Origin of the sequence: Streptomyces sp. NPDC058289 (assembly GCF_042880975.1) — a bacterium.
In the GTDB taxonomy this organism is placed as follows: Bacteria; Actinomycetota; Actinomycetes; order Streptomycetales; family Streptomycetaceae; genus Streptomyces; species Streptomyces stoeckheimensis.
On record NZ_JBHVYI010000119.1, the window covers coordinates 1 to 22535 of the forward strand.

Annotated in this window: 16 protein-coding genes; 9 read left to right on the forward strand and 7 right to left on the reverse strand. The window is 71.7% G+C overall.

All coding sequences use genetic code 11. The features are described from left to right. Nucleotides 1-12 precede the first annotated feature (12 nt). Entirely contained in the window at nucleotides 13-657 is a 645-nt protein-coding gene (locus tag ACFVX6_RS36675; RefSeq protein WP_389698929.1) for a hypothetical protein, read from the reverse strand. Between the two features lie 208 nt (nucleotides 658-865). Here ACFVX6_RS36675 and ACFVX6_RS36680 point away from each other — a divergent pair, with 208 nt between their 5' ends. The 4 genes from ACFVX6_RS36680 to ACFVX6_RS36695 all read left to right on the forward strand — a co-directional run bounded on the left by ACFVX6_RS36680 (nucleotide 866) and on the right by ACFVX6_RS36695 (nucleotide 7327). Further along, the gene (locus tag ACFVX6_RS36680) at nucleotides 866-2539 is read left to right on the forward strand and encodes a D-alanyl-D-alanine carboxypeptidase/D-alanyl-D-alanine-endopeptidase (protein ID WP_389698930.1); all 1674 of its coding nucleotides are present in this window, start codon (nucleotides 866-868) and stop codon (nucleotides 2537-2539) included. Nucleotides 2540-2723: 184 nt separating this feature from the next. After that, nucleotides 2724-4328, forward strand: a complete 1605-nt coding sequence (locus tag ACFVX6_RS36685) for an acyltransferase domain-containing protein (RefSeq protein WP_389698931.1) — start codon at nucleotides 2724-2726, stop codon at nucleotides 4326-4328. Between the two features lie 82 nt (nucleotides 4329-4410). Next, complete coding sequence (locus ACFVX6_RS36690; protein ID WP_389698932.1) at nucleotides 4411-6915, forward strand: SpoIIE family protein phosphatase; 2505 nt, start codon at nucleotides 4411-4413, stop codon at nucleotides 6913-6915. A gap of 175 nt (nucleotides 6916-7090) precedes the next feature. Then, a complete protein-coding gene (locus ACFVX6_RS36695) occupies nucleotides 7091-7327 on the forward strand; it encodes a response regulator transcription factor (RefSeq protein ID WP_389698933.1) in 237 nt (78 codons plus the stop codon). On the opposite strand, the gene ACFVX6_RS36700 is transcribed toward ACFVX6_RS36695, so the two are convergent. Both ACFVX6_RS36700 and ACFVX6_RS36705 read right to left on the reverse strand, forming a co-directional pair. Then, on the reverse strand, nucleotides 7278-8318 hold the full coding sequence (locus ACFVX6_RS36700) for a serine/threonine-protein kinase (RefSeq protein ID WP_389698934.1): 1041 nt from the start codon (nucleotides 8316-8318) through the stop codon (nucleotides 7278-7280). The two genes, ACFVX6_RS36695 and ACFVX6_RS36700, sit on opposite strands and share 50 nt — an antisense overlap. A 63-nt stretch (nucleotides 8319-8381) precedes the next feature. Then, nucleotides 8382-9074, reverse strand: coding sequence for a DUF998 domain-containing protein (locus ACFVX6_RS36705; RefSeq protein WP_389698935.1), 693 nt, complete (start codon nucleotides 9072-9074; stop codon nucleotides 8382-8384). 175 nt (nucleotides 9075-9249) lie between these two features. Here ACFVX6_RS36705 and ACFVX6_RS36710 point away from each other — a divergent pair, with 175 nt between their 5' ends. Next, nucleotides 9250-9573, forward strand: a complete 324-nt coding sequence (locus ACFVX6_RS36710) for a YciI family protein (RefSeq protein WP_389698936.1) — start codon at nucleotides 9250-9252, stop codon at nucleotides 9571-9573. A gap of 3 nt (nucleotides 9574-9576) precedes the next feature. After that, nucleotides 9577-11547 carry a sigma-70 family RNA polymerase sigma factor gene (locus ACFVX6_RS36715; protein ID WP_389698937.1) on the forward strand — a complete coding sequence of 657 codons (1971 nt, stop codon included), beginning with the start codon at nucleotides 9577-9579 and terminating at the stop codon, nucleotides 11545-11547. Here the strand turns inward: ACFVX6_RS36715 and ACFVX6_RS36720 are convergent. Beyond that, entirely contained in the window at nucleotides 11544-12080 is a 537-nt protein-coding gene (locus ACFVX6_RS36720; protein ID WP_389698938.1) for an NADPH-dependent FMN reductase, read from the reverse strand. The two genes, ACFVX6_RS36715 and ACFVX6_RS36720, sit on opposite strands and share 4 nt — an antisense overlap. Before the next feature lie 575 nt (nucleotides 12081-12655). Here ACFVX6_RS36720 and ACFVX6_RS36725 point away from each other — a divergent pair. Both ACFVX6_RS36725 and ACFVX6_RS36730 read left to right on the forward strand, forming a co-directional pair. After that, complete coding sequence (locus ACFVX6_RS36725) at nucleotides 12656-14644, forward strand: discoidin domain-containing protein (RefSeq protein ID WP_389698943.1); 1989 nt, start codon at nucleotides 12656-12658, stop codon at nucleotides 14642-14644. 82 nt (nucleotides 14645-14726) lie between these two features. Then, nucleotides 14727-15326, forward strand: coding sequence for a TetR/AcrR family transcriptional regulator (locus ACFVX6_RS36730; protein WP_389698939.1), 600 nt, complete (start codon nucleotides 14727-14729; stop codon nucleotides 15324-15326). 7 nt (nucleotides 15327-15333) lie between these two features. Here the strand turns inward: ACFVX6_RS36730 and ACFVX6_RS36735 are convergent, their stop codons facing one another. From ACFVX6_RS36735 to ACFVX6_RS36745, 3 genes are all read right to left on the reverse strand, one after another. Continuing rightward, on the reverse strand, nucleotides 15334-16227 hold the full coding sequence (locus ACFVX6_RS36735; RefSeq protein WP_389698940.1) for a formylglycine-generating enzyme family protein: 894 nt from the start codon (nucleotides 16225-16227) through the stop codon (nucleotides 15334-15336). 77 nt (nucleotides 16228-16304) lie between these two features. Next, nucleotides 16305-17705: a sulfatase gene (locus ACFVX6_RS36740; protein WP_389698941.1), complete on the reverse strand. Its 1401-nt coding sequence runs from the start codon at nucleotides 17703-17705 to the stop codon at nucleotides 16305-16307. A gap of 124 nt (nucleotides 17706-17829) precedes the next feature. Beyond that, a complete protein-coding gene (locus tag ACFVX6_RS36745) occupies nucleotides 17830-18789 on the reverse strand; it encodes a LysR family transcriptional regulator (RefSeq protein ID WP_389698942.1) in 960 nt (319 codons plus the stop codon). A gap of 172 nt (nucleotides 18790-18961) precedes the next feature. On the opposite strand from ACFVX6_RS36745, the gene ACFVX6_RS36750 reads away from it, so the two are divergent. After that, nucleotides 18962-22447, forward strand: a complete 3486-nt coding sequence (locus ACFVX6_RS36750; RefSeq protein WP_389698944.1) for a M28 family peptidase — start codon at nucleotides 18962-18964, stop codon at nucleotides 22445-22447. The last annotated feature ends 88 nt before the right edge of the window (nucleotides 22448-22535 follow it).

A 22535-nucleotide genomic window follows, 5' to 3' on the forward strand; every position in this document is an offset into this window, starting at 1 on the left:
CCTTGCGCGGTGTCAGGAACCGGTCGGGGCCGGCCCTTCGGCGCGGGCCCGGGCCCGCACGGCCTCCGGGTACCGGCGGGTGAAGCGCAGGGCCCCCACGATGGCGAGGACCTGGATGATCCAGCCGGTCCACATGTTCTCCGGGTCCCGCAGCACGAGGTCGCCGTACGCCCCCACGACTGCGTTGATCAGGAAGGCCAGTCCCCAGACCCCGGTGATCACGTAGTTCGTCCGCTTGAAGACCGGCGTGTCCCAGAACTTCCGGTCGACCTGCTCCCGGGCGTACTGGAGGGTGAACGGCACCCCGGCCAGGATGGATCCGAGGGCGATGGCGAAGAGGGTGACGTTCGCGATCTCCCCCGCGTAGGTCTCCAGCCAGCGTCGCGTGCCGTCACTGGCGAAGATCCCGACGACCGTGAGGATCGCGAAGAACACGACGTCGGCGAGTTCCAGGATCTTCAGTGAGGAGCCGGGGTTCAGCAGACGGCTGCCGACGACCAGGCAGACCGAGATGGCCAGGGCCAGCCCCACCGCCCATTCGAAGCGTCCGGGCCCCACCACGAGGGCGAAGACGATCCAGGGGGACAGCCCCACGAACGGGCTGTCCAGGAACTGCGCCACCTTGTTCGTGCCGTGGGCACCAGCCGTCTGCGCCATGGGTCGGCCCTTCCTGCAGCCTCGTCCGGCCCCCCTCCCAACGTACGCCGCCGTCCCCGGACCGCACCTGCCGTGGGCGGCGGTGCCCGGGCGAGGTGCGTGCCGGATGCGGCCGTGCCACGCTGGCTGAACCCTGCGTACTGCCTACCGGGTACACGCGACCGGGTGACGCACGCGGAGCCCGCCGCCTGGACGAACGGGGCTCGCCGTGCCAAGAGGAACGCACCCCCGGTCCCTGCGGCGGCGCACTGCCGCCGGATGCGCGGCCCTGCTGCTCATGGTCCTGACCGCGGGCACGGCCACCGGGGCGACACCGACACCGCCGACGCCCACGCCCTCCGACAGCAGCGGCTCCGACCGCAGCGGATCGGACAGCAGCGGCTCCGACCCGCTCGATCCCCGGATCACGGAGATCATGCGGAAGCCGGGGTACCGCAACGCCCAGTGGGGGCTCCTCCAGGTCGACCCGGACAGCGGGCGGACCGTCCACAGCATGTTCCCCGAGCAGCTCTTCATCCCCGGATCCACGGCCAAGCTGTTCAGCGTCTCCGGCGCCTGGCACACCCTCGGCGGCGACCACCGCTTCGTGACACCGCTCTACGCGGTCGGCGAGCGGCGCGGCGCCACCCTGACCGGCGATCTCGCCCTGGTCGCCCAAGGCGACCTGACCATGGGCGGCAGGACCCGACCCGACGGTACGGTCGCCTTCACCGACCTCGACCACACCTACGCCGACGACGTCCCCGGTGCCACGCTCACCCCGCAGAACCCGCTCGCCGGCATCGACCTCCTCGCCCGCCAGGTGCGCGCCTCCGGCATCACCCGCGTCGACGGGAACGTGATCGTCGACGACCGGCTCTTCCAGCCCGAACCGGTCCTGGTCCCCACCCCGACCCCGCTGATCCTCAACGACAACCTCATCGATCTGACGACCACCCCCGGGGACCGCGCCGACGCGCCGGCCCGGCTTGACTGGCGGCCGAAGGTCGCCCCGTACCGGGTCACCTCGACGGTGAAGACCGTGGCGGCGGGCAAGCCGACGGCCGTCACGGTCACGACCTCGGAGAACGGGACCCGGATCCGGCTGTCCGGCACGATCGCGGCGGGGGCCGCGCCGGTGCTGAAGGTCTCCCCCATCGCCGATCCGTCGGCCTTCGGCCGGACCGCGCTGATCGAGGCCCTCGAACGCGCCGGGGTCGACGTGACCGCGGACCCGACGGGCGGGAACCCGGTGAACCGGTTGCCCGCCGAATACCAGGGCCGGGCGCGGGTCGCCGCGTACACCTCGCCGCCCTTCGCCGAGTACGCCGAGCTCATCCTCAAGGTGAGCCACAACCTGGGCGCCAACCTCGGCATGTGCCTGATGGCGGTCACCACCGGCAGCCACGCGTGCATGGACGGCTTCCCCGTCCTGGCCTCCTTCCTCGACGGGGCCAAGGTCGACCGCGCACAGGTGCAGCTCCTGGACGGGCGGGGCGGCAACCCCGTCGACCGGTCCACGCCGCAGGCGGAGATCCAGATGCTGACGTACTGGCTGCGCTCCCCCGAGGCGCGCCGCTTCCGCGAGGCCCTGCCGATCCTCGGGGTCGACGGCCTGCTGGCCGAGAACTGCCGCGCCTGCCCGGCGCGCGGCAAGGTGTTCGCCAAGACCGGGGCCGCCGTCGGCCTGGACGCGCTCAACGACCGCCTGGGCATCGGCGCCATCACCATCGCCGGCTACCTGGACAAGGGCGACGGAACCTTCGACGTGTTCTACGCGGGCGTCACCGGCGCCTCGACCCCCACGACCGACCCGAGCGGCATCCTGGACATCGCCGACGACGTCGCCATGATCGCCGCCCACCTCCAGGAGGCGACCGCGGCGTCTGACGCCGGCCCGTGATCCCGACCCGTGATCCCGGCCCCTGATCCCGGTCCCTGTCCTTGGTCCGCGCACCTGATCCCCGCGCCTGTCAAGTAACGAAAAGCCGGGTCTACGGCTTCGTGCCGACTCCGGGCACGGTGGAAAGCGACGGTCCTGCACACAGCAGGAGCGACGCGCCATCCGGACCGAAGGCGGACCCGCCATGACTGAACGCTGGAACCACGAGACCTTCCACGCCCCCGCCGTCAGCTCGTTCGGGTTCGGTGGCACCAACGTCCACGGGGTGCCGGAGGAGGGCCCCGAAGCGGTCCGCACCCGGTTTCCGGAACGATCCGCCGGCCCCGGAAGCACCGGAGACGTCCACGGCACCGCAGGCACCGGGCACCCCCATCTCGTCTTCCTCTCGGCCGGAAACCCCGAGCTGCTGGACCAGCACATCGGCGCGGTACTCGGCGTACTCGACGCGGCGGACCGTACGCCGCTGGCGGCCGTGGCCCACACCCTAGGCGCCCGGACGCCGCTGTCGGCCCGGCTCGCGATCGTGGCCACGGACACGGTCGGGTTCCTCCTGCGCCTGCGCCACGCCCGTGAGCAGCTCCTCGCGGGAGCCCGGGGCGACCTCGGCGACGGCGCCTTCGCCGCCGACGCCCCGCTGCCGGCCGCGCAGCGCCGTACCGCCTTCCTCTTCCCCGGTCAGGGCAGTCAGCGGCCGGGGATCATGCGGGACCTCTACGCGCGGTTCCCCGCCTACCGCTCGGCCGTCTGCGTACTGAGCGCCGTGGCCCGGGCCGACCTCGGCTTCGACCTGGCCGACCTGCTGTACGGCGAGGCCTCCGCATCCCAGACGGCCCGGACGACCCGGGCTTTCCCCGTGGACAACGGGGAACTCGGGCGCAGGCTCGCCTCCACCGAGGTGTGCCAGCCGCTGCTCGGCACCGTCCAGATCGCCGCGACCCGGGTCCTGGCCGACTGCGGGATCACCCCGGACCTCGCCCTGGGCCACGGCACCGGGGAGTTCGCGGCCGCCGCCGCGGCGGGGGCGCTGACCCACGTGGACGCCGTCCGGCTGCTCGTGCACCGGGGCGCGGCCCTGCGGCGGGCCGAAAGCGGGCTCCGGGGCGGGATGCTCTCGGTGCAGACCGACAAGGAGACCTGCCGCCGGCTCGCCGACGGCATCGACGACGTGTGGCTCGCCTGCTTCGACCAGCCGCGACAGGTCGTGGTCAGCGGCACCCCGGAAGGTCTCGCCACCTTGCGGGAGGCCTGCGCCGGTGCCGGGGTCGTCACGGACGCCCTCGAGGCGTCGCACGCCTTCCACTCCCCGCGGATGGCCCGCGCCGAGGAGGCCGTGCGCTCGAGCCTCGCCGGCCGGCGCATCAGCGTCCCCGCCGTGCCGTTCGTCTCGTCCGTGAACGCCGAGGTCTGCACCGACCCCGAACGGCTGCGCGCCCTGTGGGCCCGGCACGCGTCCGCGCCGGTCCACTTCGACGGTGCCGTCCGCACCGCCTACGACCAGGGGGCCCGCATCTTCCTCCAGGTGGCCGGCGGGAGCTCGCTCCTCGACTCGGTCCGACACAACCTCACCGGCCGCGGTGACGTCCACCTCGTCGCCTTCACCGCGGAGGCGCCCGACGACGGACGCACCTTCGTGCCGGCGCTCGCCCGGCTCGCGGTCATGGGCGCCCCGGTCGACCCGCGCGCGCTGGTCTCCGCGGAGGAGCGCATGCTCCTGGACCTGCCGGTGGCCAAGCCCGACGGCCGGTCCTACCGGGTCCCGGCCCTCGCCCTCAGGCACCCGGGCACGTGACGGCGCTGCGTTGGTGCTCCCTGCCGCGCCGGATGATGCTTGTCAGTGGAGCCCCTGGCCAGCGAAGGCGAGATGAGCGGCGATGGAGCAACTTCCCACCCCTCCCGGTGAGCGGCAGGCCCGGACCACGCACGCGTCCCCGGGGGCGGCGTACACGGCCACGGCCACCGTCAGCGAGCAGGGCATCGTGACCGGGTGGAGCGAGGAGGCCCGCCGGCTGCTCGGCTACGCGCCCTCGGAGGTCGTGGGGCTCCCCGCCGCGAATCTGCTCGCGGACCGGTCCGGCGGATCCGGCGGTACGGGCACTGCGCCCGGTACGGACACTGCGGCGCGGCCGGTCGCGCCCGGACAGGAGCGGTGGAGCGGCACCGTCCCGCTGCGCCACCGGGACGGCCGGCGGCTGGACGCGGGACTGCTCGCGCACCGCAGGGCGGCCGCCGGCGGGACCGCCGAGTGGTTCGTCCTGTCCGCCGTGACGGGCGAGCCCGCAGCCTCCTGGGACGGGCCCCTGGGCGAATGGGCCTTCGACCGGTCCCCCTGCGTCCTGGCGGTCTTCGACCAGGACCTGCGGCTGGTGCGGGCGAACGCGGGCATGCACCGCGCGCTCTCCCTCACGGAGGCCGAGATGCACGGGCTGCGCCTGTCGGAGATCGCCCCCGACCCGGTGAGCGAGGAGACCGAGCGGGGAATGCGCCGGGTGCTGGAGACCGGTGAGCCGCAGTTCGTGGACGGCTTCGTGCGGCCGCCCGGCTCGGGCGCGGCGCACGGCTGGGCGACCTCGCTGGCCCCCGTACCGGGTCCGGACGGCCGGGTGCGGGCCGTGTACCTGACCGCGCACGACAAGGCCCCGGGAGACACCGCCCCGCGGCAGCCGCTCCCGCCGACGCTCGCCGGCTCCCGCACCACGGGCACCGGCACGAGCACCAGCACCAGCACCAGCACCAGCACCAGCCCGGACAGTGCCCGCACCGTGCAGGACCTGGCCGACGCGGCCGTCCCCCGGCTCGCCGACCTGGCGATCGTCGACCTGCTGGAACCCTCCCTCCGCGGTGAGGGACCGGCCCGGAGTCCCGGAACGGGCGCCCTCACGGTGTCCCGCAGCGCCGTACGGTCGGTCCTCGGCGGGAGCCGGGAGTCCCGGTTCGCGGTCGGGGAGACGACCGTCTACCCGGCGCTGTCGCCCCCCGCGGAGTGTCTGGCCGCAGGGCGGGGCGCGGTGTACGGGACCGCCGACCCGGCCGTCGCCCGGTGGGTCGCGCAGGATCCCGCGGCCGGCTGGATCAGCGAGTACGGGACCCATTCGATGATGCTGGTACCGCTGCGCGACGGCGCCACCACCCTGGGCCTGGCCGTCTTCAGCCGTCACCAGAACGCGGAGCCCTTCGACCCGGAGGACCTGCGGCTGGCCGAGGAGCTCACGGCCCGGGCGGCCACCGGCATCCACCGTGCGCGCCGGACCGCCCGGGAACACACCAGCACCATGACGCTGCAGCGCAGCCTGCTCCCCCACACGCTGCCCGTGCAGTCGGCGCTGGAGATCGCCTCCCGCTATCTGCCGGCCGCCGGCGAGGCCGGTGTGGGCGGCGACTGGTTCGACGTGATCCCGCTGTCCGGAGCCCGGGTGGCCCTGGTCGTGGGCGATGTCGTCGGCCACGGCATGCGCGCTTCCGCCACCATGGGCCGGCTGCGCACTGCGGTGCGCACCCTGGCCGACGTCGACCTGCCTCCGGACGAGCTGCTCACCCACCTCGACGACCTGATCATCCACCTGTCGGCGGACGAGACGGGCGGGGGCGGGGAGGCGGCCGGGGGCATCGGCACCACCTGCCTGTACGTGGTGTACGACCCGGTGACCCGCCGGTGCACCGCCGCCCGGGCCGGTCATCCCCCGCCCGCCGTGGTCTCCCCCGAGGGCTCCGCGTACCTGCTCGACGTCCCGGCGGGGCCGCCGCTGGGCCTGGGGGGCCTGCCCTTCGAGACCGTCGAGGTCGAACTTCCCGAAGGCAGCCTCCTCGCGCTGTACACCGACGGCCTCCTGCAGGCCCGCGACCACGACATCGACGAGGCCCTGGACACCATGCTCGCGGCCCTGATCCGGCCCGCCTCCACCCTGGACACCGTGTGCGACCGGGTGCTGACGGCTCTCCTGACCCACCGTCCCGATGACGACGTGGCCCTGCTCGTCGCCCGGACCCGGGCCCTGCACACCGACAAGGTCGCCGTCTGGGACCTGACCTCCGACCCCTCCCTGGTCGCGCAGGCCCGCCGCAACGCCACCGACCAGCTGACGGTCTGGGGGCTCGACGAGGCCGCCTTCGTCACCGAGCTCGTGGTCAGCGAACTGGTCACCAACGCCATCCGCTACGGCGAGCCGCCCGTACAGCTCCGGCTGATCCACGAGGGCACCACGCTGATCTGCGAGGTCTCGGACGCGAGTGGTACCGCCCCGCACATGCGGCGTGCCCGGATCTTCGACGAGGGCGGGCGCGGACTGCTGCTGGTCGCGCAGCTCACCCAGCGCTGGGGCACCCGGCACACCCTCTTCGGCAAGACCATCTGGGCCGAGCAGTCGCTCGTCGGGTTCTGAGGACTGAGGACCTTCTCCCCTGCCCTGTGACACGCCCGTGACAGTCGACGGACAGGCTCATGAACTCCCACCGACAAGCTCTTTAACACGGACATACATTCACATTCGTGGACATGTCCTCTGCTTTCAAAGGTGCGAGCAGCCGTGATGACTGAGCCGAACCGGAGGAAGTCCCATGAGCCTCACACTGGTCGCGCCGCACACCGAAGCCGAAGCCACCGCAACCGCCCTCGCCCCGCGCGAGCAGGAGGCCCTGCGCCACATCGCCGCCGGGTGCACCTACGTGCAGACGGCCCGCTCGATGGGACTCTCCAAGCACACGGTCGACGCCTACCTGCGCCGCATCCGGGCCAAGCTGAACATCAACACCACGGCGGAAATGACCCGCCTGGCCATCTCCCTGGGACTGTGAACACCGGCCGGGCCCAGTCCGGGGGCTCCCTGGGCGGCGCCCCGCTCCCCGGATCCCCGCTCCCCGGATCCCCGGACTGCGGAGCGGCCCGCCGGGCGGGTGCGGGTGCGGTGGCCGTGGCGGCACGCAGCGCCGCCACGAATTCCAGGCAGGAGTCGTAGCGGTCCTCCGGGACCTTCGCCAGAGCCTTCGCCAGTACGGCGTCGGCCGCCGGCGCGATATCGGGCCGTTTCCCCGTCAGGGGAGGCGGCTCGTCGTACTGGTGCGCCCACAGCAGCGCGGGGGCGTCGTCCCGGACGAAGGGCGGCCCGCCGGCGAGGGACTCGTAGACGACACAGCCGAGGCTGTAGACGTCGCACCTCCCGTCGACCGGGCGCCCGGAGATCTGTTCCGGCGCCATGTAATCGACCGTACCGACGAACTCGCCCGCCGTGGTGAACCCGGTGAGCGCCAGCGATTTCTTCGTCAGTCCGAAGTCCGTGAGGTAGATGTGCTCCGGGTGCTCGCTGTCGGTGCCCTCGGCGACCAGGATGTTGGCGGGTTTGACGTCCCGGTGCACGAGATCGTGATCATGGGCCGCGTCGAGCGCCGATGCCACCTGCGCGGCGATGCGCAGCGCGGTCGGGACGGGCAGGGGGCCGTCCCGGTCCAGCAGGGTCCGCAGGTCCGGCCCGGGGACGTAGCGCATGGCGATGTAGAGGACCCCGTCGGTCTCGCCGGCTTCGAAGACGGGCACGATGTGCGGGTGCTCGATCCTGGCGGCGACCCGGGCCTCGTGGGCGAAGCGGCGCCGGAAGACCTCGTCGCGGACGCGCTCCGGGGCGATCAGCTTGAGCGCGACCGTACGGTCCAGGCGCAGGTCCTTCGCCTGGTAGACGACGGCCATGCCGCCCCGGCCGATGATGCGCTCGATCCGGTAGCCGGCGATCTGCCTCCCGATCAGGCCGGAGGCGCGGCCCGTATAAAGGCCCCGGTTCGCTGCCGTGCCCATCAGGCGCCTCCCGTGGCAAGTCTATCCAGTGATCCACACGCACGCCCGTGGGGCGCCGGCGGGTCAGATGCCACGGCGGCTGCGCCGGGCGACCACGGAGATCCAGAGCATCGCCGTGACGGCTCCGACGGCCAGGGTCAGGGTGCCCGCACGGCCGCCGCTCATCGCCCAGCCGTTGCCGATCAGAAGGGCCGTGCCGGCGACCCGGGAGGCCAGCGCGTACCGGCGGTTCCCGGCGCGGCCGAAGTGGCGGCCCAGGACGTAGCAGGCGGCGATCAGCGAGGTGAAGGTGACCGACCCGGCGGCGAAGTGGGCGTAGCTGTGCCAGGTGAGCGTGGCGGCCTCCGCGGAGGGGGCTCCTGCGGGGAAGCCGTCGACCGGGTCCATGACGAAGGCTCCCGCGGCGATCATGCCGATGCCGCCGATCCGGACCAGCCGCGGCGCCCAGGTGCCTCCCGGGGTGCCCCGCAGGGCCCGGCGCAGGCCGCTCGCCCCGAGGACGAGGAGGGTTCCGGCGAGCAGGAAGTTGGTGATCTGGAGCCAGCCGAGGCTGCCGTTGCTCAGTGCGCTCAGCGGATGGCGGGTGATGTCGAAGCCCTGGCGGGTCGCGGCCTGGGTCAGGGAGACGACCGCCCACAGCGGAGAGGCCACGACCGCGCAGGTGAGGAGGGAGCGGGTGGTGGAGAGGGGGGTGGAGGAGCGGGTGACGGAGGAGACGGTGGCGGTGGCGGTGGCGGTGGGGGCCTGGGTGCTCATGGCGGGTACCTCTCGGGTTCGTCGAACGCGGTGTTCGTTCGGTTCTCGTTCGGTTCTCGCTGATACGTCGAACCGGAAAGGTGACAGGGAATGGGCGCGTTCCCTGTCACATCGCCCGTTCGACGTGTAGGCAGGGTGCGGGCAGCAGCTCGGCACGACGAGACGAGGAGTCCCCATGCGCTACCTGATGACGACGAAGCCCTCCGACACCGCCCCCGACGAGCGGCTGTACGCCGAAATGGGCAACTTCATCGAGGAGCTGACCGCGGCCGGCGTGCTGCTGGCCACGGGCGGCCTGGAGCCGGGCGGCATCCTGGTGACCTCCGCCGGCGAGGAGATCACCGTGACGGACGGGCCGTTCGCCGAGGCCAAGGAGGCCGTGGCCGGTTTCGCGCTGATCGAGGTCCGGTCCCGGGAAGAGGCGATCGAGCTGGCCCGCCGCTTCCGCAGGATCGTCGGCGACGGCGAGAGCGTGGTCCAGCAGGTCTTCGGCCCCTGATCCGTGCCGGACACCTCGCGGACGATCGACGCGGTCTGGAAGCTCGAATCGGCCAAGATCATCGCCACGCTGACGCGCATGGTGCACGATGTCGGCCTGGCCGAGGAACTGGCCCAGGACGCGCTCGTCGCCGCGCTGGAGCAGTGGCCGGGCGCCGGGGTCCCGGACAACCCCGGCGCCTGGCTGACGACCACGGCCAAGCGGCGGGCGGTCGACCACATCCGGCGCTCCCGGGCGCTGACGGACAAGCAGGAACAGCTCGCCCACGAGCTGGAGGAGCGGCAGGAGCCCGAACAGGACGACGTCCTGCGGCTGATGTTCATCTCCTGCCACCCCGTGCTGCCGACCGAGGCCCGTGCGGCGCTCACGCTCCGGCTGCTGGGCGGTCTGACGGCCGAGGAGATCGCACGGGCCTTCCTCGTCACGGCGGCCGTCGTCACCCGGCGCATCGCCACGGCCAAGCGCACGCTGGCCGAGCACCGCGTGCCCTTCGACCTGCCGGCGGAGTCGGAACTGCCCGAGCGGCTGTCCTCGGTGCTGGAGGTCATCTACCTGATCTTCAACGAGGGTTACTCGGCCACCTCCGGCGACGATCTGATGCGCCCCGGACTCTGCCTCGAAGCGCTCCGGCTGGGCCGGCTGCTGGCCGAACTGGCCCCCCGGGAGGCCGAGGTGCACGCCCTGGTCGCGCTGATGGAGATCCAGGCCTCCCGTTCGGCGGCGCGCACCGGGCCCTCGGGCGAGCCCGTCCGGCTCCACGAGCAGAACCGGGGGCGCTGGGACCAGCTGCTCGTCCGCCGCGGCTTCACCGCGATGCTGCGCGCGCGGGAGGCCGGCGGGGCACCCGGCCCGTACATGCTGCAGGCGGCGATCGCCGTGTGCCATGCGCAGGCACGCACCGCCGAAGAGACCGACTGGGCGCAGATCGCGACCCTGTACGGGGCATTGGCCCGGCTGCTGCCGACGGCGGTGGTCCGGCTCAACCGGGCGGTGGCGGTCGGGATGGCGTACGGGCCGCAGGCCGGCCTCGACCTGGTCGACTCGCTGGTCGTCGATCCCGTACTCCGCGACTACCACCTCCTCCCCAGTGTCCGGGGAGACCTGCTGCTGCGCCTGGGCCGCGGCCCGGAGGCACGGCTGGAGTTCCTCCGGGCGGCGGCCCTCGCCAAGAACGCCGCCGAGCGCGCCTTCCTGCACCGGCGCGCGCAGGAGGTACCCGCCACCGGCGGCCCGGCACCGGGTCCGACCCTCGGCGGGGCCGCAGCGGGGTTCCTGGGCCGGGCGGATCTGGACGCCGCGACGGTCCGCTCGTACGGCCAGACCCTGCGCCGGCTGCGCCTGGACCTCGGCGACGGCACGCCGCTGTCCCGCCTGACGGCCGAGGAGGCGGCACGGGTGTGCACGGCCGCCTGGGGCGGTGCGGCCGCCAGGACCTGGAACCGGCACCGTTCGGCCGTACGCTCCTTCGGCGCCTGGGCCGGCCTGGACGAGCTCGCGGCCGGGTTGGAGCGGCGCGCCGAGACCCTCCCCCGGGCGCCCGCCCTGGACCCCGCGCAGCTCGCCGCGCTGTGGAACGACCCCGAAGTACCGCTGCGGGAAAAGACGTTGTGGCGGCTCCTGCACGAATCGGCGGCGGGGGTGAAGACCGTCCTGTCCCTGAACGTGGAGGACCTGGACCTGGAGGACCGCCGGGCCCGTGCGGGCCGCACCTGGGTGAGCTGGCGCTCCGGGACGGCCCGCCTCCTGCCCGGCCTGCTCGCCGGCCGCACCCGGGGCCCGGTGTTCCTCTCCGACCGGCGGCCCGGACCGGCCCGGACCCCCGGGCCGGCCGACCTGTGCCCGGACACGGGCCGGCGCCGCCTGTCCTACGAGCGGGCCGAGCACCTCTTCAAAGAGGCCACCAGACCCCTGGACCCGACACACGGGGGCTACACCCTGCGCCGCCTCAAGCCCCGTCCGGAAGAGACTCCCTAGCCCTCGTCCGCCAGCAGGGTGAGGATCCGGGCGAGTTCGGTGCGTACGGCTTCGTCGGTGATGGTGCCGTCCGCGGCGACCGTCCTGCGGTCCACGGCGATGCGTGCGCAGGCCTCGTCCCTGATGTCGGCGCCTGTGTAGCCGAGGACGGTCCGCAGGGTGGCCTCCGCGCCCTGGCCGCGCCCCGGGGCCGCCGCGTTCACCCAGGCGACGGGCTTGTCGCAGATCTCGGTGCCGCCGACCGTCCAGTCCAGCAGGTTCTTGAAGGAACCCGGCAGGGTGCCGGCGTACTCCGGGGTGCAGATCAGGACCGCGGACGCCTCGGCGATCGCCGCGCGCAGCCCCGCCACGGGACCCGGCAGCGGTTCGGCGTCGTCGTCGGGGTTGAAGTGCGGGAGGTCCGCCAGCCCCTCGTAGAGGACCGTCCGCACGCGCGCGGGGGCCGCCGCTCGTGCGGTGCGCAGGACGGTCTCGTTGGAGGAGCCGGCCCGCAGGCTCCCCGACAGCAAGAGGATCACAGGGTGCGTGGACATGCGCCCCAATGTAGTGATCCGTCACCGGGCCCGGCCGTCGGGGGTCGGCCCGCGGGGTCAGCCGAAGCGGCCCTGGACGTAGTCCGAGGTGCGCGGGTCGGCGGGAGCGGGGAAGGCCGCCGCACTGGCGGTGTCAGCCTGTGGAGCGCAGGTAGGACCGGGACTCGTCCCGGCGCAGCGCGGTGGAGCAGGAACCCACCGAGACGGTCACACGATCGTGGCAGGAATCCCCGCCCTGTAGGGCGGGGAGCGGAAGTCAAGCACGCACCTCCGCATCCCGCTGACGGCGGCCCGCCGGGCCAGTAGGGTGACGATCCATCAGGTCATGTGACCCGGACTCTTGACTCTGTACCCGGCAGTAGCGATTCTCAACGCAATGCTTGCGCGGGACATGACAAACAGGTGCCAGGGCGGCCACGCCTCCGGTGGACCGTGTCCTCGACCGCGCCCTCCGCCGACCGAGGACGTGAGTAGTGGCCATGACCCCAGACCCACAACGACAACGACCGGAACCACAACCCCGCAGCCGCCGCAAGCCGTTCGCGGTCCTGTCCGTACTCCTCGGCCTGCTCGCGATGGTGCTCGGCCCCGTCCCGGGAGCGGCCGCGGACAACGGCTGGTGGAACCCCACCGCACGGCCCGCGCCCGACTCCCAGATCAACGTGACCGGTGAGCCCTTCAAGGGCACCGACGCCCAGGGCAACGTCCGCGGGTTCGTCGACGCGCACGACCACATCATGTCCAACGAGGGCTTCGGCGGCCGGCTGATCTGCGGAAAGCCGTTCTCCGACGCCGGCATCGCCGACGCGCTCAAGGACTGCCCCGAGCACTACCCCGACGGCAGCCTCGCGATCTTCGACTTCATCACCAAGGGCGGCGACGGCAAGCACGACCCCGACGGCTGGCCCACCTTCAAGGACTGGCCCGCCCACGACTCGCTGACCCATCAGCAGAACTACTACGCCTGGATCGAGCGCGCCTGGCGCGGCGGCCAGCGCGTCCTCGTCAACGACCTCGTCACCAACGGGGTGATCTGCTCGGTCTACTTCTTCAAGGACCGCAGCTGCGACGAGATGACCGCCATCCGCCTGGAGGCGAAGAAGACGTACGACATGCAGGCCTACGTCGACAAGATGTACGGCGGCCCCGGCAAGGGCTGGTTCCGCATCGTCACCGACTCCGCCCAGGCCCGCGAGGTGATCAAGCAGGGCAAGCTGGCCGTGGTCCTCGGCGTCGAGACCTCCGAGCCCTTCGGCTGCAAGCAGATCCTGGACGTCGCGCAGTGCAGCAAGCAGGACATCGACCGCGGGCTCGACGAGCTGTACAACCTCGGCGTGCGCAGCATGTTCCTGTGCCACAAGTTCGACAACGCCCTGTGCGGGGTCCGCTTCGACGAGGGCGCGCTGGGAACGGCCATCAACGTCGGGCAGTTCCTGTCGACGGGCACCTTCTGGAAGACCGAGCAGTGCGCGGGCCCGCAGCACGACAACCCCATCGGCCTGGCCCCGGCGGCCTCCGCCGAGAAGCAGCTGCCGGCGGGCGTGAGCGTGCCCTCGTACGCCTCGGGCGCCCAGTGCAACACCCGAGGACTCACCGACCTCGGTGACTACGCGGTGCGCGGCATGATGAAACGCAAGATGATGCTCGAACTCGACCACATGAGCGTGAAGGCGGCCGGGCAGGCCTTCGACATCCTCGAGACCGAGTCGTACCCCGGCGTGATCTCCTCGCACAGCTGGATGGACCTGGGCTGGACCGAGCGGCTCTACAAGCTCGGCGGTTTCGCCGCCGCGTACATGGGCGGCTCCGAGGGCTTCAGCGCCGAGGCCAAGCGGACCGACGCGCTGCGCGAGAAGTACAACGTCGGCTACGGCTACGGCACCGACATGAACGGCGTCGGCGGCTGGCCCGGCCCGCGCGGGGCGAACACGCCGAACCCGGTCACGTACCCCTTCCGCAGCACCGACGGCGGATCGGTCATCGACAAGGTGACCACCGGCCAGCGCACGTGGGACCTCAACACCGACGGCGCCTCGCACTACGGCCTGGTGCCCGACTGGATCGAGGACATCCGGCTCGTCGGCGGACAGGGCGTGGTGGACGACCTGTTCAAGGGAGCCGAGTCCTACCTGCGCACCTGGGGCAACTCCGAGCAGCACAAGGCCGGGGTGAACCTCGCGGCGGGCACGGCCGCCTCGGCGAGCTCCGCCGAGTGGAACCCGTTCATCAGCTACGCGCCCGGCAGGGCCGTGGACGGAGACCGGAACAGCCGCTGGGCGAGCGACTGGAGCGACGACCAGTGGGTGCAGTTCGACCTGGGCTCCCCGGCCCTGGTCAAGCGGGTCACGCTCGAATGGGAGCGCGCGTACGGGAAGTCGTACCGCATCGAGCTCTCCCCGGACGGGACGAACTGGCAGACGGCCTGGTCCACGGCGAGCGGTGACGGCGGCCTGGACACGGCGCAGTTCGCGGGGGTCCCGGCCCGGTACGTGCGCGTGCACGGAGCGGGACGCGGTACGCAGTGGGGTTACTCCCTGTACGAAGTCGGCGTATACAGCAGCTGACGGCATCGAGCGGGGTGTCCGGGGCCCGGTGGGCCCGCGGACACCCCGCTCGGGGCGCACCGGAGCGAAGGGGAACCCGTACATGGCACGGATGCCGTTGACCGACCGGCGCAGGCAGCTGACGGAGGCGGCGATCCGTGCAATGACCCGCGACGGGGTGTCCAGAACCACGACCCGGTCCATCGCCGCCGAGGCGGGCGTCTCCCTGAGCGTCTTCCACTACTGCTTCGACTCCAAGCAGGCGCTGCTGGAGTCGGTCATCGAGACCATCACCGCGCACTACGTCACCCTCGTGAAGGCCGCGATCCTGCCGAGGCCGACCCTGCGGGAGACCATCCGGGCCGGCTTCCAGGCGTACTGGGACCATGTGGCGGCCGCCCCGGGGGCGCACATGCTCACCTACGAGCTCACCCAGTACGCCCTGCGCCAGCCGGAGTTCGGGCACCTGGCGCGCAAGCAGTACGAGTCCTACTGCGATGCGTACACCGTGCTGCTCGAGGAGCTGCGCCTGATCCACCCGTTCGAGCTCAGCGTGCCGGTGACCGTGTTGGCCCGCTATCTGGCGGCCATGACGGACGGGGTGACCTTGAACTTCCTGGTCCTCGGCGACGACAAGGCGGCCGCCGAGATCCTGGACATGGTCACCGATCACGTGGCCGGGCTCGTCGTCCAGGAGAACTGATCCACCCTCAGGCAGCCACCCTGAAACCGATGTTGGACGTGGAGCTGTCGGGGGTGTTGGAACTGCGGGCCGCGACCCGGTAGCGGTTGCAGTACGAGTCGTGGCAGAGGAAGGAACCGCCGCGCATCGTGCGGGACTCGTGGCCCGGACCGAACGGGTCCTCGCACCATTCCCACACGTTGCCCACGGCGTTGTAGAGCCCGTGCCCGTTGGGGCGGTACGACTTCACGGGGACGGTGCCGAGGTGGGGACCGGTGTGGGTGGTGGGGAAGTCGCCCTGCCAGATGTTGAGCAGCGTGCGTCCGCCCGGTGCGAGTTGGTCGCCCCAGGGGTAGCGGCGCTGCTCCAGGCCGCCGCGGGCCGCGTACTCCCACTCGGCCTCGCTGGGCAGCCTGGTTCCGGACCAGGAGCAGTACGCCTGCGCGTCGTTCCACGAGACGTGGACGACGGGGTGGTTCTGCCGGGTCGTGACGGACGATCCGGGCCCCTCGGGGTGCCTCCAGCTCGCACCGGACACCGCCCGCCACCAGGGAACCCCGGCCACGGGCGGTGCGGTGGCGGCGAGTTCCTGCGCCAGCAGCCCGGCGAAGACGAAGGAGAACCCGAACTCCTCCGCCTCCGTGACATGTCCGGTGGCCTTGACGAAGGTGGCGTACTGGGCGTTGGTCACCGTCGTCGGCGCGATCCGGAAGGGATCCACCGCCACCTCCCGGACCGGGCCCTCGCCGTCGGCCGGGAACCCGTCCGCGTCCTCGGTGCCCATGAGGAAGCACCCCCCGGGCAGGTCGAGCAGACCGCGTACGGCCCGGGGCGCGGCGAGCGCGGGCGCCGCGAGCAGGGTGACGGCGCCGGCCGGGGAGTCGTGGCCCGGGGTGCAGCAGGAGGAGTACGAAGAGGACACAGGGGCTCCGGTGAACGTGCGGGATGGATGCGGTCCGGCCGGGCGCGGGGTGGCGCGCCCGGCCGGAGGTCTGGCGGCTAGCCGACCCGGTCGGCGGCGAGCTGGGCGGCCAGGGCGGGGATGCCCAGGTCCCGTTCCTGCGTCGGGGTGGCCTGGTACAGCTTGTTGACCAGCTGGTGCGGGTCGGCGGCGAGGTCGTAGTACTCCCGGAAGGTGACCTCTCCGGTGCCGGACACGGTGCCGTTGGCGTCGGTGTGCAGCTTGTAGTACTCCACGTACTGCTTGTCCTTGGCCACGTAGGAGGACCAGGTGCGGTGGTCGGGGCCGGTGCCCTGCTTCCACCATTCGACGAGCAGGTGGTCGCGGCTGTGGGTGCCCAGCAGCGAGACCCCGTCCTGCGGGGTGTTCGGGGTGATCCCGGCGGCGTCGAGGATGGTGGGCGCGATGTCGATGTTGGCGACGATGCGGTTGTCCACCGTGCCTGCTCCGAGGCCTCCGGCGGGCCAGGAGAGGTAGAACGGCACCTCGTGGGCGGGGCTGTAGGGCACCGACTTGGCGGTCCAGCCGTGGTCGGCCCAGCCGAAGCCGTTGTCGCCGATGTAGATGACGAGGGTGTTGTCGAGCTGGCCGGTGGCCGCCAGCTTGTCCTTGAAGGCCTGGACGGCGTCGTCGACCGAGAGGAGCACGCGCAGCTGCTCCGCGCGGATGCGCTTGCCGTCCTCCAGGGTGCCGGTGGCGTCCTGGATGTAGGGCGGCTTGTCGCTGCGGTCGGCCTCGGTGACGGAGGGGCGGCCGTTCCACTCTGGTACGGGGGTGCCCGCGTACTTGGCCTCGGGCGTGCGGGGTCCGTGCGAGGCGTACGGGGTGACGTAGGCGAACCAGGGGCGGGTGTCGGTGGCCGCCTTGTCCAGGAAGCTCAGCGTCCGGTTCTTGATGATGTTCGTGGTGTAGCCGTTGATCGTTTGGACCGTCCCGTTGACGTTCCACTTCGCGTCGACGTATCCGGGCTGGAGCAGCGAGAAATCCTCGAAATGCGGGGGCGCGTCGGCAATGTTCCAGGAATTGAGGTATTTGCCGAAGAGACCCGTGCGATATCCGGCCTGCTTCAGATGGCGCTGGACGGTGGTGTTCTGGTCCAGGGCGGCGGAGGCGGCGTTGTTGCGGACCCCGTGGTTGTGGGCGTGGCGGCCGGAGAAGATCGAGGAGCGGGAGGGCGCGCAGAGCGGGGTGGTGACGTGGCCGTGGCTGAACTTCACACCCTGGCCGGCGAGCCAGCCGATGGTCTTCTGAAGCGCCCAGTCGGTCTGCTTGGGCTGGTCGTCGGTGACGATCAGGAGGATGTTCGGGCGGTGCGCGGATGCCGCTGCGGGGGCCGCGGCCGCCTGGCCGATCGCGGGCACGGTGGCGGCGGCCGCTGCCGCTGCCGTGCCGGCGAGGAACCCTCTCCGACTGACTTGCGTACGGGCTCTCTTGCTCATGGGGTATTTCCTCCTGCTCTCCGAAGGGGCCCCCTCAACCTCACAAATGGTGTGGCGGCCACTGCCATGCGGAGAGCGTAAAACGAAGGGAATACGCATTCCATGTACGGAGTGTGAAATGACGTCAGTCCAGGGCCGGGTGGGCTTCCGGATGCTCGTCCCACCAGGCCCGGTGAAAGGGGTTGTTGTCCACATTGGCCAAGTACGCGTAGACGGCAGACCGGTAGAAGAGCTCCGCTTGGCGGGCCGAGACCGTCGAGCGGTTCCAGGCCAGCCGGATGCGCCCGGTGATCGGCGCCCCGATCAGCGGCCGCATCACCGTGCCCGGCACGGCGGGTGCGGTGGGCTGGCTGAGGGAGACGGCCCGGCCCGCGGAGATCAGGTCGTACTGCATCATGCGGTCGGTGATCCGGTAGCGCAGCGCGGGGACGAAGCCGGCTTTGGCGCAGGCCTCGACGAGCGCCTCGGGTCCGCCGTCGTCGTCCTCGACCAGGGTCATCCACTGCTCGTCGGCGAGGTCCGCGAGATCGAGGGCCTCCAGCCGGGCCAGCGGGTGCCGGGCCGACATGCGGATGCAGAAGGGCTCCTTGGGGACCAGGGTGCGGGCCGTCACTCCCGCGGGCAGCGGCACCTCGTGGTCGTTCACCTCTCCGTACACGATGATGTCGTAGCGGCCCGCGCCGAGCATCCGTACCAGCGCGGTCACCGAGTCCTCCAGGTCCACGGTGATCTCCCGGCCCGGCAGGACCAGGTCCTGCCGGGCGATCAGGCCGTCGATCAGCACCAGCAGGATGCAGCCCAGGCGCAGCGGGGCGTCGGCCGTCCGGGCCCGCGTCTCCGCGCCGAGGGCGTCCATCTCGCTGAGCACCCGGCGCGCCTTGGCCAGGACGAACTGACCGAGCGGGGTCGGTTCGACCCCGAGGCGGCCCCGGACGAAGAGTTCGCCGCCGGTGACCCGTTCGATCCGGCGCAGCTGGGCGGAGAGCGCCGGCTGGGAGACCCCGAGGATCCGCGCCGCACCCCCCAGGCTGCCGGTCTCCGCTATCTGGCAGACGGCTTGCAGATGCCTCAACTCCAGCTGCATCCCGGCAGCTTACGCAGCGTCACGCGTCGGCACCATAACGCCGGTCTTATGTCTACAGGGATGTCCCGATCTCGTCATGGACACGCCCATACTCGGCCGCGAACAGCCAGATCCCCGTCCCCTTCACCGCCCCCCACACGATCGGAGTGGACTCTTGCAGCCCACCAGATGGATGGCCGCCCTCGCGGCCATGGTGCTGACCACGGGCCTCGCCGGCACGCTGGCCACCACCGCCACCGCCTCGCAGAACGCCGATCCCCTCCCGCCCACCGCTGCCGAACGCGCCGTCGCCGCGGCCGACGCGGCCGTGCGCAGCGGGCTCGACACCCTGGTCAACTCCCCGCAGCAACAGTACGACCGGCGCCTGGTCACCCCCTGGGTGAAGGACCTCTACTCCGTCGCGTACGAGCGCAGCTACCGCGGCCTGCCTGTCGTCGGCGGCGACGCGGTCGTCCTCGCCGACGGCCAGGGCCGGGTGCGCGCCCTCCAGTCGGCCTCGGCGACCGTGATCGACGTGGCCACCACCGCGTCGGTCTCGGCTCAGGCCGCCGAGACCGTCTCGCGCACCGAGCAGGTCAAGACCGACAAGGTGGAGAGCAGCCGGCTCGTCGTCAAGCTCAAGGACGACAAGGCGGTGCTGGCCTGGGAGACCGTTCTGATCGGGCGGACCGCCAAGGCGCCCAGCAAGCTCCACGTGTTCGTGGACGCCCGTACCGGCAAGGCCGTCGACCGCTTCGACGAGGTGGTGGCGGGCAGCGGCAACAGCAAGTGGAACGGCCCGAACCCGCTGACGATCGACACCACGGCCTCCGGTGGCACGTACTCCCTGCGCGACCCGAACCGGACCGGCCTGAGCTGCGCCGACTACAGCTCCGGCACGGTCTTCTCCAAGTCCTCCGACTCCTGGGGCACGGGCAACCCGACCTCCAAGGAGACCGGTTGCGTGGACCTGATGTTCGCGGCGCAGAAGCAGTGGGACATGCTGAGCCAGTGGCTCGGCCGCAACGGCGTCAACGGCAGCGGCCGCAGCTTCCCGGCCAAGGTCGGCCTGAACGACGTGAACGCCTACTGGGACGGCAGCTCGGTCAGCATCGGCCACAACAACGCCAACGAGTGGATCGCCGGCGTGGACGTGGTGGCCCACGAGTACGGGCACGCCATCGACTCCAACACCCCCGGCGGCACCAGCGGCCAGGAGTCCGGCCTCGGCGAGGCCACCGGTGACATCTTCGGTGCGCTGACCGAGGCGTTCATCAACGAGCCCTCCCCGTACGACACTCCGGACTACACCGTCGGCGAGATGATCAACCTCGTGGGCAACGGTCCGATCCGCAACATGTACAACCCGCCGGCCGTCAACAACGACCCGGCCTGCTACAGCTCCGCGATACCGGGCACCGAGGTGCACGCGGCGGCCGGCCCCCTGAACCACTGGTTCTACCTGCTCGCCGAGGGCACCAGCCCGGGCGGCGGCAAGCCGAACAGCAGCACCTGCAACCAGTCCACGCTGACCGGTGTGGGCGTGCAGAACGCCGGCAAGATCTTCTACGGCGGCATGCTGCTGAAGACGTCCAGCATGTCCTACAAGAAGTACCGCACGGCGACGCTGAGTTCCGCGAAGTCGCTGGACGCCACCTGCAACCTGTTCAACAAGACCAGGGGCGCCTGGGACGCCATCAGCGTGCCCGCCCAGTCCGCTGACCCGACCTGTACCCCGAGCGGCGAGAACAGCGACTTCTCCATGGCGCTGAACCCGTCCTCGGGCACCGTCCAGCAGGGCGCTTCGGCCACCACCACGGTCGCCACCGCGATCTCCACGGGCACGGCCCAGCAGGTGACCCTCACCGCGTCCGGCCTCCCGGCCGGCGTCACCGCCTCCTTCAGCCCGGCAACCGTGCAGTCCGGCCAGTCCTCGACGCTGACGCTGACCGCCTCCTCCAGCGCGGCCCCCGGATCCTCGACCGTGGTGGTCAAGGGCCAGGGCACCAGCCTCTCGCACACCGTCGACTACGCGCTCACCGTCGGCGGCACCACGCCCAACCCGGGCGCGCCGAACATCGACGTGGCCGCCGTCCAGGCGCACCTGAGCCAGTTCAACACGATCGCCTCCCAGAACGGCGGCAACCGCCGTGCGGGCAGCGCCGGTTACACGGCGTCGCTGGCGTACGTGAAGGGCAAGCTGCAGGCCGCCGGCTACACGGTGACCGAGCAGAACTGCTCCTCGTGCACCTACCCGTCGAACAACCTGATCGCCGACTGGCCCGGCGGCCCCGCCGACCAGACGATCATGTTCGGCTCGCACCTGGACGGCGTCTCGGCGGGTCCGGGCATCAACGACAACGGCTCGGGCTCCGCCACCCTGCTGGAGAACGCGCTCGTCCTCGCCCAGAAGAACCCCACCATGACCAAGCACGTCCGCTTCGCCTGGTGGACCGACGAGGAGCAGGGCCTCAACGGCTCGAAGTTCTACGTCAACCAGCTCACCAGCACCCAGAAGACCGCCATCAAGGCCTACTACAACTTCGACATGGTCGGCTCGACCAACGGCGGCTACTTCATCAACAACGTCAACTCCACGGCGGCCGCCCCGCTCAAGGCCTACTGGACCTCCCTGAACCTCGCTCCCGAGGAGAACACCGAGGGCCAGGGCCGCAGTGACGACTACTCCTTCCAGCAGGGCGGCATCCCCACCTCCGGCTACGCCGCCGGTGCCAGCGCCCGCAAGACCTCGGCACAGGCCACGAAGTGGGGCGGCACCGCGAACGCGGCGTACGACCCCTGCTACCACGCCTCCTGCGACACCACGAACAACATCAGCGCCACGGTCCTGGACCGCAGCGCCGACGGCGTGGCCTACACCGTCTGGAACCAGGCCGTCGGCGGCACCACCCCGGGCCCGGACTTCTCCATCAGCGCCTCCCCGGCCACCGGCAGCGCCGCCCAGGGCGGCAGCACCAGCTCCACGATCAACACCGCGACCGTCAGCGGAGCCGCCCAGACCGTCGCCCTGTCGGTGACCGGCGCCCCCGCCGGCACCACCGCCTCGCTGAGCCCCACCTCGGTCCAGTCGGGCAGCTCCTCGACGCTCTCCGTCCAGGTCGGCGCGAGCACCGCGCCCGGCACCTACACGCTGACCGTCACCGGCTCGGGCTCGGTCAGCCACACCACCACCTACACCCTGACCGTCACGGGTACCGGTCCCTCCTGCACCCCGCGCCAGCTCGTCGCCAACGGCGGGTTCGAGAGCGGCACCACCCCGTGGACGACCACCTCGAACGTCATCACCAACCAGGCCGGCCAGACCCCGCACGGCGGCACCTACAAGGCCTGGCTCAACGGCTACGGCACGACCCGCACGGACAACGCCTCCCAGTCCGTGACCATCCCGACCGGCTGCTCCTCGTACCAGCTCGGTTTCTACCTGCACATCGATACCGCCGAGACCGAGAACACGGTCTACGACACCTTCACGGTCTCGGTGGGCGGCCAGACGCTGACGACCCTGTCCAACGTGAACGCGGCTTCCGGCTATCAGCTCAAGACGTTCAACGTCTCCCAGTTCGCGGGCCAGACGGTCACGCTGAAGTTCCAGGGCTTGGAGGACGCCTCCCTGCAGACCTCCTTCGTCGTGGACGACGTCACCCTCCAGGTGAGCTGACGCCCCCGGCCCCCTGAGCACCACCTGAGCACCTACCGGGCGGCACCCGCCCCGGCCCCACGGCCGGAGCGGGTGCCGCCCGGCCGTG

What these genes read in the sequence shown, in the direction of transcription:
- ACFVX6_RS36675 (WP_389698929.1), bottom strand. Translation starts at nt 657, where the DNA reads ATGGCGCAGACGGCTGGTGCCCACGGCACGAACAAGGTGGCGCAGTTC.
- ACFVX6_RS36730 (WP_389698939.1), top strand. Translation starts at nt 14,727, where the DNA reads ATGGCACGGATGCCGTTGACCGACCGGCGCAGGCAGCTGACGGAGGCG.
- ACFVX6_RS36750 (WP_389698944.1), top strand. Translation starts at nt 18,962, where the DNA reads ATGGCCGCCCTCGCGGCCATGGTGCTGACCACGGGCCTCGCCGGCACG.
- ACFVX6_RS36690 (WP_389698932.1), top strand. Translation starts at nt 4,411, where the DNA reads ATGGAGCAACTTCCCACCCCTCCCGGTGAGCGGCAGGCCCGGACCACG.
- ACFVX6_RS36710 (WP_389698936.1), top strand. Translation starts at nt 9,250, where the DNA reads ATGCGCTACCTGATGACGACGAAGCCCTCCGACACCGCCCCCGACGAG.
- ACFVX6_RS36725 (WP_389698943.1), top strand. Translation starts at nt 12,656, where the DNA reads ATGGTGCTCGGCCCCGTCCCGGGAGCGGCCGCGGACAACGGCTGGTGG.
- ACFVX6_RS36740 (WP_389698941.1), bottom strand. Translation starts at nt 17,705, where the DNA reads ATGAGCAAGAGAGCCCGTACGCAAGTCAGTCGGAGAGGGTTCCTCGCC.
- ACFVX6_RS36705 (WP_389698935.1), bottom strand. Translation starts at nt 9,074, where the DNA reads ATGAGCACCCAGGCCCCCACCGCCACCGCCACCGCCACCGTCTCCTCC.
- ACFVX6_RS36685 (WP_389698931.1), top strand. Translation starts at nt 2,724, where the DNA reads ATGACTGAACGCTGGAACCACGAGACCTTCCACGCCCCCGCCGTCAGC.
- ACFVX6_RS36695 (WP_389698933.1), top strand. Translation starts at nt 7,091, where the DNA reads ATGAGCCTCACACTGGTCGCGCCGCACACCGAAGCCGAAGCCACCGCA.
- ACFVX6_RS36745 (WP_389698942.1), bottom strand. Translation starts at nt 18,789, where the DNA reads ATGCAGCTGGAGTTGAGGCATCTGCAAGCCGTCTGCCAGATAGCGGAG.
- ACFVX6_RS36700 (WP_389698934.1), bottom strand. Translation starts at nt 8,318, where the DNA reads ATGGGCACGGCAGCGAACCGGGGCCTTTATACGGGCCGCGCCTCCGGC.
- ACFVX6_RS36720 (WP_389698938.1), bottom strand. Translation starts at nt 12,080, where the DNA reads ATGTCCACGCACCCTGTGATCCTCTTGCTGTCGGGGAGCCTGCGGGCC.